The following is a 9759-nucleotide window of genomic DNA, read 5'->3' on the forward strand; positions in this document are numbered from 1 at the left end:
GAACTTATGATCTAGTACATTCTGTTAGAGGGAACGCGGAGTGCTGGGAAACTAGCACGCTCCGTGTGGAGCAGGGGAAAAGCTGGAGATCGCATCAAAGGCTTACCTATTGCTACCGATAGTGGAATAGCGCTTGGCTTGGGCAGCCGGTTTTTATTTGCACCACTAACAGACAGGATTGCATGGTAATTATATCCATGTTAAAATGTGGTTAACATATTTAATGAGGGTGGACAAACCATTATGGAGAAATACGCCAAAGTTATGGGAGTGAATATCCCAAAGATGACGTTAGACCGTACAATAGAAGTTCTCACTGATGTAATTGAAGAGAATAGACCCGAACTATTTCATGTAATAACGGTTAACCCAGAGATCAGCATGGATTGTCAAAAAGACACATCGTTAAGCTCAATAATTGATAAGTATGATGGCTCCGTCCCTTTTTTAAAAAGGGGACGGAGCCATCGGTCGTTTAAGGGCTTTCCTATGAACGAGTCAGCTCGCTATAGGGCGAAATATGGACAAGGAAAGAAGGATAATAATGTCTAGACGCGGTCAAAGAAAAGAGAAGTTGCAAAATAACTATCTAAAAAAGGGGCGAGGACAGGGTGAAGGAGAAGACTATACTCCTTTCATTCAGGCGCATGATAATAAAGTTGCATCGGAGGGATGGATAACACGACATAAAGGTTGGAAAACAGGTCGCATTCACCATACTTTATCGGAACACGAACGAAAATATCTTTTTTACTGTGAATGGCTTGATGGGGTAGTTGATATTCGTGAGCAGTGGCCACTCTTACCTATTCAAAAAACAATAGAGATCGCTGAACAACTTGGTATAACTCATCCAAATATTGACGGGAATTCTGTAATAATGACAACTGACTTTAGAATTACATTAAAAACAGAAACGGGTTTTCGTGACGTTATTCGAACTATAAAACCTTGTGAAAAATTGAATGATCGTACTCTGGAACTTTTTGAAATTGAGAGATTATACTTTGCTGAGCAAGGTGTGGACTGGTGTATTATTACGGAAAACAAAATACCAGATATTCTTGTGAAGAACGTGGAATGGATGGCGGAAGGAAAGTACCTGAATACCCGGCCAGGGGTGAATGAGGAACTTGTATCGTTTGTATCAGAAGGATTGCTTGAGATATTTTTACAAGATGAGGGACAAACCCCACTAACAAATCTATGCTTACGTACTGACCAGACATATAAATTAGAGAAAGGTACTTGCATGTTTATTTTGCAACATATGCTGGCTATAAAAAAGTGGGGAACTGATATGAATAAGCGGGTTGTTAGGGAAAGTAAGCCATTAACTATTTACGAGATTGAAAAAACGGGGAAATCAATCAATTTAGCTTAGATATTAGGAGGTGGAACATGTTTGTTGTTGTAAATTCCATTATTGAAAGATTTAACGATGATTTTGAACCAGTAGAAGTACTTCGTGTGTTATGGATTGATGAATTAATGGAAAATATTGTTGTTTTAAATATTGATGATCATCGAAATATGTCTTACCCGTATTTTATGAGATACGATGAATTAGTTAATGAAATAGGGGATAAGAAGAGCAGAGTTACAGAACTAGAAATAGACATGCGGTTGTTATCTCCTGATGATCAATATTTGGACAAATATAAGGAGAATCGAAATCGTAGGTGGGAAATTATTAAGGATTTAGTAGTACAAGAACCGGACATTTACATATCTAAAAGTAGGGGGGAACTCTTAGATGAAGCACATTTATCTTCTGGAAAACCGAAGAAGGTGATTCGAGATTATTTGAAAAAGTATTGGTTTTATGGTAAGTCAATGAATGGATTACTAGATAACTACTTTGATTGTGGTGTACCTGGAAAGCAGAGAGTTTACGAGAATAAACCTGGACCTGTATCCACGAATAGACATATGGTGACTGATGAGGACATAGAAAATTTTTTATCCGCTATACGGATTTTTCATAAACGTAAGGGGATGAACATTACAAAAACGCATGAAAGAATGTGTGAAACATTCTACCAACGAGGATTTTATAGAAAATATGGTGTGAGGGTTCCCATAGTAGATGTAGATAGAAGTCCCAGCTTGCGTCAATTTCGTTATTGGTATAAAAACAACACTACTGCCTCTGGTCGTTATTCTAATAAACATGGAAAACGCAGAGCAACGATGGATGTTCGACCTATGCAGGGTAATGCCTCTGAAAGAGCCTCTTGTGTAGGAGCTGTATTTGAAGTGGATGCAACACGATCAGATATTATTTTGGTTTCCTTTGACAGAAAGACAATTCTGGGAAAACCCACGTTGTATGTAGTGATTGATGTATTCAGCAGGATGGTTGTGGGTTACCACGTAAGCCTGGCTTCAGAATCATGGTTCGAGGCAATGATAGCGATTGAGAATGCAGCTACTAGTAAAGTGGAGAATTGTGCGCGTTTTGGTATTGATATTAGTGAAGAAGAGTGGCCATGCCACTACTTACCAAAATATTTAGTTGGTGATCGTGGAGAGCTAAAGGCACAATTCTCAGAGAGATTTGTAAACCTCCAGGTCGATGTACTAAATGCTCCGTCTTATCGCGGTGATTTGAAGCCATTTGTAGAAGTGAATTTTCATATCAGTAATGAGATGATCAGACAGTTACTATCTGGATCAACAGAGGCAAAGCAAATTGTGCGAGGAGATGATGATCCGGCCCGAGAATCGGCTTGGACTATTGAAGAATTCAACCGTTTTCTGATTGTATACTTTATAAATTATAACAAAAGCGCTTTGAGTAGGGACTATATTCCAAGCAAGGAGATGTTCTCTGACCAAGTAGAACTTACCCCTTTAAAAGTATGGAATTGGGCTAAGGGAAAAAGATTACTGCATGAAAAAAGTAGAAATGAACTCCGTTACAACTTATTGCCAAGAGAGCGTGCGAAAGTATCCCGTTTTGGAATTGAGTTTAGAGATCTTAATTACACTTGCAGTCTTGGACTGGAAGAGGGCTGGTTCGATGGAAATGGGAATGGTATTGATGGTAAAACAGAAATAGAAGTTAGTTTTGATCCTAGGAACTGTAGCAGTATCTATCTGAAGCATAAAAAGGGTCTGATAACGTGTTTGCTGACAGGAAGATCGAAAGAGTTTGAGGACTTACACTTTGATGAAGTTGAGAAAATTTTTGCATATCGAAATGATCAGAATAAATTGCAAGAAAAAGCAGAGAAGCAGCATAATGCTGAACTTCACGCATTCAGTGATGATCTTGATAAAAAGGTAACGAGGGAGACTAAAGCAGCGAATAAAGACAGGAGTTATTATGCTAGAAAACAAAATAAACGTGAAGTTAGGGATGCTGACAGTAAAACGTGGGGAGCTATGAGTGCCATGAGCAATGTAAATAGTATGGTTACTAGGTCAACTGCGGACAAGCAAACTCTCCAGAAAAATATAATCGTGTTTCCTTCAGAAGAGCAGGAACATACAATAGATCATTCGAATGATAACGAGATTCAGTCTATCTTTTCGAAAAAAAATAGAGAAAGAAGAAGAAGGGGTGAGTCAGATCAATAGTAGTTTTTTTGGATCGAAAGGCACACACATCCTTGCCGAATATAAAGAACAAATCAATCCCAAAAATCAAGGTAACCCGTATATTGAGTCATTGCCAAATCGAGTAGATTTGGAGACATTTATTGATAACCTTTCGTCTGAACCTCCCATGGACAAAAAATATAACCGATTGTGCGCAGAAGATCGTCTTGAGTTTGTTCAGCAAATAAGGCCAGACTTTTGGTTGCCCCTACCGTCTCACTATGATAAATATCGAAATTTATATACGATGATCAAAATGGGTTATCAATCACGAAATCCTATGCATGCGATGTATAATCGTCAATTTGCAATTGGTTGGGATGAAATTTTTAAAACTGGTTCTGATGAAAATGGAGCTAATTTAGCAGGAAATATTCAAACTGCCCAAAGTTTAGTTGAAATTGCGATTAATGGATTTGGAAAATCGCAATTATACGAGCGAATGCTAATACAGTTGTTTCCTCAGGTAATTCATCATGCCGAATATCAAGGGAGGGTCTTATCACATACACAGTTAGTATGGTTGAAGGTCGAATGTCCATATAACAAGTCGGTAGGAACTTTTTGCAAAAGTTTTTATGCAGAAGTAGATAAGATATTGGGAACGGATTATTATGAAAAGTTTGGAGAGAAACCAGGAACAATTGATAAGCATGTATTGAGACTTATTAAAGTGGCAGCTCAAATTAATTTGGGTATATTGGTTATCGATGAGATCCAAAAGATACAGAAGGCTTACTCTGGCGGTGAAGAAAACATGATTGATTTCATCACCCAATTTGTGAATACGCTAGGAGTGCCCACCATACTTATAGGTTCGTGTAAGGCGTTATATTTGTTTAAAGACTCATTGGCAAATACCAGAAGGGGCATCCCCAATGGTTTCGCGGAGAATATTTCAGGCCTTATGCTTGAGGATAGTTGGGAATGGAATGAATTTATCGAGAATTTATGGGATCTTCAGTATACCAAAACGTATACTGAAATAACTCCAGAGATAAAAAAGACAATGCATTATTATTCAATGGGGATTCCGGACTTTGCAGTCAAGTTATTTATCCAAGTTCAGTCAAAAACGATTGTAAATGGCGGTGATGAGCGTATAATATCAGCTCGTATTCGAGAAGTGGCCGAAGTTAGCCTAAGTTTAGTGCTTCCAATATTTAAAAGAATTCGTTCTGGAGATCCCAAGGCCTATAAGGATTTGGATGATGTCAAACCGGATTGGGTACCGTTGAACGGATACATTAAAGATGCCAGTCATCGAGTTCACATACATGGAAGTTTGGTAGAAGATCATGCACGTGTCCTTCAACAGAAGAAGAAAGAAGAAGTTTTGGGGAATTTGACTGAATTTGCTCTTCAACTTGGTCAAAATCCAACAGTTGCGGAAGCTTTAGCTAATGGAGTATATAATGCTAGCTCTGGAATGGGGGATATTACCTCAATGTTTGGTCAGATCGCAAAAATTATTGTGGATAAAGGAGAAGATACCGGGATAGCAACTAAAATAAATAATAAAAAATCAGTTGATGGTGTACCGAAAATAAAGGGAGCAACAAAAATTAAGCCTGCGATGGAGCCTGATGATATTCGATATGTTGTTCAACTTGGGCATAGTAAAGGTTTAACTACAGAAGAGGCTCTTGAAGAAAAAGGTTATTTAAGAGGTATAGACGAGTTACACGATATCATCTCTTGAATACGAAAAAACTCTGAAATGAGGTATTGTATGGCTCAATTAGTATTCTTTCCCGAACCCTTACCTGACGAAGATTTTCGAAGTATTGTGTATCGTTATCACCTCATGTCACCCTATACTATTTTACCAGATACAAAGGAAGAACTTTTCGGTACAAGATCACATAAAAATCCTATGTTTCCGATGAATTTGGCAGTGCTTTATAGTAGACTACCGGTTGGACATTCGATTCATCTTAATAACTTAATTGAAAAGCATACATGGGCAGGTTTGATATTCTGTTTTCTTACAAAAGAAAATAAAGAAAAAATGATTTCTCTTATGAAGTTTGGAGAAGAGGAATTGTATCATACAGTCATTTTCTATATAGCAGGATTATTCACAAATCATATTCGTTATTGTCCTGAATGTCTGAAGGTCGATGAGAAAAAATTCGGAATATGCTATGCACACCGAATTCACCAGTTATCGGTTGTTGATTATTGCCCTGTCCACTACTCAAAACTTATTAATAAATGCCCGCAATGTAATCATCCTTTGAGTAAAGACTATGCTGAAGAACTTATTTCTCAGCCAGAGTGTAAAATGTGTAAAGCAAATATGAAAAGTACACTAATTGATATGAGAGATTCTATTATTCAGTTCAAAAATAATATAATGCGGGATTTATGCAAATTACGGGAATGCTCTGAGGAGCTTAATGCTGAAGTCATCCATCTAAAGCTGATGATGAGATTGTGGGAACTTAAATATATACATTACCGTGGGCGTATCATGCGGTTGGAATTTTTAACTGAAATAGCATCCCAATATTCATCAGAGCAGTTAGAAGTAGTAGGGTTAAACAAGTCTCTATTAGTATCAAGGCATTTTCTCTCTCGGTTCCTATTGTTGAATCACATGAAATCTCATATCATGTTCTATACCATGCTAATCCAGTATCTCTTTCATTCAGTTGATGAGTTTCTTCACTATCATTACTCTATTGCGGTTCCGATCCCTTTTGGTAATGGTCCTTGGGAATGCTTCAGCACAGTATGCACAGGTTATAAACGGAAGATTATTAATTCCTGCATTCGTAAATCCAAGGGATCGGGTGGTTCTACGGTTTCAGTCGAATTCGTTTGTCCACTATGCGGTTATACATACTCACGATTGTGGAAGCCGGGAATGGATGAATCACGAAAACCTTTGATCGTTAGTATGGGCCATTTATGGCAAGAAAAAGTAAAGAGTCTTTATTATGCTGGATATTCGATTTCTCAAATTGAAAAAGAGACTGGCTTTACGAGAGTTGCATTGCAGACTTGCATTAAGCAACTAAATTATCAGCATATATCCCCAACGGAAGGGATGGTTCCCCACGACACTTCACTAGCTATGAAAGAGATGGCTGCTACAGGGGATATCGATAACAAATATTTATTTCGGAGTGTACTACTAGAGACAGCAAGCGAGAAACAGACAATAAAGCGATTGACAATGATTCGTTCGCATTCAAGAGAATATCACTGGTTATATCGAAATGATCAGGAGTGGCTAGATGAACACTTTCCAAGACAACGAAAAGTTAAAGAAAAAATAAACTTTACGGAATTTGATATTTTGTTGGCTGAAAAAATAAGCAATATATCTACTCAATTAAGACTTACTTGCACCCATCAAATTGGAAAATACACAATATTAAACCAATTAAATCCTATGGAAAAATCAAGGCTAACCTCATTAAAAGAACGATTACCGAAGAGTTCTAAGGTATTACAACAATCGGTAGAAGATTTAGACTCATATTTAATCAGAGGTCTTAATCGAATATTTAAGAAGTTAAGGGACAAAGGTTATCGGACCGTAACCCTTAGAGCAGTTTCTAATAATTACAAGAAATATAATCAATGTGGGGATCAAACAAGGACTAAAATCGAGGTATTACTAGAGCAGCTTAATCGAGAAGTTTGAAATAGATAGAACCTTATCTAAATTGATGATTGGAATATACACTCTCAAAAATTTTATCAGGATAAGTCAATTGCTGCTGAGCGAATCTCTTCAGCAGTATTATCGAAAGCAGTGCTAGGACGGAGATTTGGTAACTTCCTACTTTATTAAAAGTGAATATCAAAAGGAAAATAAATATCAGCGGTAGAATTGAAGAAAACGAGGGTAACTTTTAAACGATGGGAACTCATTCGAGCATTGGGATTGAGTGAAATTTTTCTGATACTCATCGCTATAGACTACAATGTGACTTAAATAGATGGTGGGGTTGAAATATGAAAAATAAAATTAATTGATATAAAATTGATTTCTTTTTAATTTTGCTAATGAGTTTGAATTATAATTTGAAGGGAAAAATAATCATAGTGTCCGAAAACCACTTGCAGGAGTGAGACAAATGATTTTTTTTCCTTCTATGTTTGATGATGAACTATTATATAGCATTATGGCACGTTATCATCGGATTTCAGGAAACGATAATCCAAGAATTTCAATGGTAGATATGTTTGGATCACCAAATGTATGCTCAACAATGCTATTTCCAGCGAATTTAAATTTTTTTTGTGAACGACTTCCAATACCACATATATTAAAACCTAAAGATATAATTAACAATCACACATTTCTACCGTACTACGCTCCTTTTTTACCTTATGAACGAACTAAAAAACTTAAAGGAATTATGGCAACTGGAAAGGGCACCTCTATTTACATGGCCTTAGGTATAACTGCAAGTGAAATCAAAAGACATCCTTTTTTGAGTTTCTGCCGAGATTGTATAAGTGAAGATGATGACAAATATGGGGAAGCATATTGGCACAGGTCACACCAAGTAGATGGAGTAACTGTATGCTGTAAACATGGCAATTATCTAGAAGAATCAAACATAGAAAGTAACCCTAGACATAAGTTTGAAATGATCACACTTAATGAATACCTTAAATTCAGAGATAAGCCTAATAACAACAATAATAAGGCTGATATAGCTATAGAAAAACAATTATTTATGGCACAGCAATCGCAAACCCTCCTCAATTCAAAAGTTGAGGCATTCGGGCTTGAATACTTAAGAAAATATTATGTTATGAAACTCAAAGATAGAAATCTGACGACGGCAAATGGGAGAATTAGATGGGGTGAGTTGATAACTCAGTTTATCAATTTTTACAGTGAAAAATTTCTACAAGATGTTAACAGTTATGTTGGCATAGGAGATGAGCATACTTGGTTTCATAAACTCTTACGTTCACCAAGAGTTACATGTCATCCTTTAAGACATATTTTAGTTTTAGGTTTTCTAGGGGAATCGATACCATCTATGATGGCTAACCTGATAGAGATCTCTAACGAAAACAAAATAAGCAAAGTAAGAGCTGAGATACGAGTCAGGACTACTGCGACATTGAAGTCTAAGCTCCATAGAGTTGATTGGGAAAAACGAGATGCTGAAATAGCTCCTCAAATAGTATTGATGGCCAATGAAATTACATGTATAGAACCTAAGATGATTCGTGTAACAAAAACCGAGATTGGAAGAAGGCTTAGAATACAATCACTTTTAACGAGATCCATTAATAAATTACCAGATACACAGAAGGCAATTAATGAGTCGATTGAATCTCTAGAACAATTCCAGATTAGAAGAATCAAAAAAGTAGTATGTTATTTAGTACAGAGACAATCTAATGTCCTAGCCTGGGAAGTTAAAAGACTTGCAGGTCTAAAGGAGCAATTTGGTGCAAAGTATGAAAAATTGATTTTACAAGAAATTCAGCGAAAGATGTTGTAGGATAATTACTTTGATTGGAATTACGCAAGGTACGAAAGGTAAAAGCATCTTCCCTACGGACGAATCCTTATTAATAATGCTCTACTTGGTCATGATGGATGTTGCTTTCTCCCGATTCAGACTCTAACTTTTTAAATCTAATCCATATGGCCTTCCGGATCTTCCCCCTGGTATTAGTCAAACATGATGCAAAAATTGATTCGGACGGTGAGGGACCTGTGAGGTCGAGATACCTTGCGGGGCGTGGTGAGTGTGCGTTTTGAGCAGGGGAGAGGGAGATCAAACTATATTTCACAGGAACGTATGTGCCCTCCAATTAGAAAGATTACAACAGTCACACAAAGAGTACCGCTGAGCAATAATAGATTGATGCCAAGCCGAACGAATTTCAGGATTTGTCCTGATTCTCGCTCGGCTTTTTTCTCGTTCTTTCCTTATTTTTTAAGAATAATGCGAAATCCCAGCTTTTTCTACGGTTTCACATCAAATTATTATTGCTCTTTTTTACTGATTTCCCTCGATTGTTCTAATGTTTTTCTGTTGGTTTCGCTGATCTTACGTCATTATTTTACTTGTTTAATGTAGTGAATTACGAGAGGGGATAGTGGTGGGGAGTTGTGTAGAGCGTGGAATAGGTGATCTGCAACTTTTAAGAGATGTTTTGTCA

The 9759-nt window shown here is 37.0% G+C and carries 5 protein-coding genes; all 5 read left to right on the forward strand.

What is annotated here, in order from left to right; all coding sequences use genetic code 11:
* Window positions 1–544: 544 nt before the first annotated feature.
* The 5 genes from AC1D7X_RS17760 (at window position 545) to AC1D7X_RS17780 (ending at window position 9092) form a co-directional block, all read left to right on the forward strand.
* Window positions 545–1384 (forward strand): TnsA endonuclease N-terminal domain-containing protein, encoded by an 840-nt coding sequence (locus AC1D7X_RS17760; RefSeq protein ID WP_495475802.1) that lies wholly within the window; start codon window positions 545–547, stop codon window positions 1382–1384.
* Window positions 1385–1401: 17 nt separating this feature from the next.
* The gene (locus AC1D7X_RS17765; protein WP_495475803.1) at window positions 1402–3585 is read left to right on the forward strand and encodes a TnsB C-terminal domain-containing protein; all 2184 of its coding nucleotides are present in this window, start codon (window positions 1402–1404) and stop codon (window positions 3583–3585) included.
* Window positions 3569–5308, forward strand: coding sequence for an AAA family ATPase (locus AC1D7X_RS17770; protein WP_495475804.1), 1740 nt, complete (start codon window positions 3569–3571; stop codon window positions 5306–5308). Before AC1D7X_RS17765 ends, AC1D7X_RS17770 begins: the two co-directional genes overlap by 17 nt.
* A 30-nt stretch (window positions 5309–5338) precedes the next feature.
* Window positions 5339–7264 carry a TnsD family Tn7-like transposition protein gene (locus AC1D7X_RS17775; protein ID WP_495475805.1) on the forward strand — a complete coding sequence of 642 codons (1926 nt, stop codon included), beginning with the start codon at window positions 5339–5341 and terminating at the stop codon, window positions 7262–7264.
* Window positions 7265–7700: 436 nt separating this feature from the next.
* Entirely contained in the window at window positions 7701–9092 is a 1392-nt protein-coding gene (locus AC1D7X_RS17780; RefSeq protein ID WP_495475806.1) for a TniQ family protein, read from the forward strand.
* Window positions 9093–9759 lie beyond the last annotated feature (667 nt).

It is taken from the genome of Paenibacillus sp. Y568 (assembly GCF_059445545.1).

Excerpts from the sequence above, each read along its gene's own strand:
- AC1D7X_RS17780 (WP_495475806.1), top strand. The coding sequence starts at position 7,701 with ATGATTTTTTTTCCTTCTATGTTTGATGATGAACTATTATATAGCATT.
- AC1D7X_RS17775 (WP_495475805.1), top strand. The coding sequence starts at position 5,339 with ATGGCTCAATTAGTATTCTTTCCCGAACCCTTACCTGACGAAGATTTT.
- AC1D7X_RS17765 (WP_495475803.1), top strand. The coding sequence starts at position 1,402 with ATGTTTGTTGTTGTAAATTCCATTATTGAAAGATTTAACGATGATTTT.
- AC1D7X_RS17760 (WP_495475802.1), top strand. The coding sequence starts at position 545 with ATGTCTAGACGCGGTCAAAGAAAAGAGAAGTTGCAAAATAACTATCTA.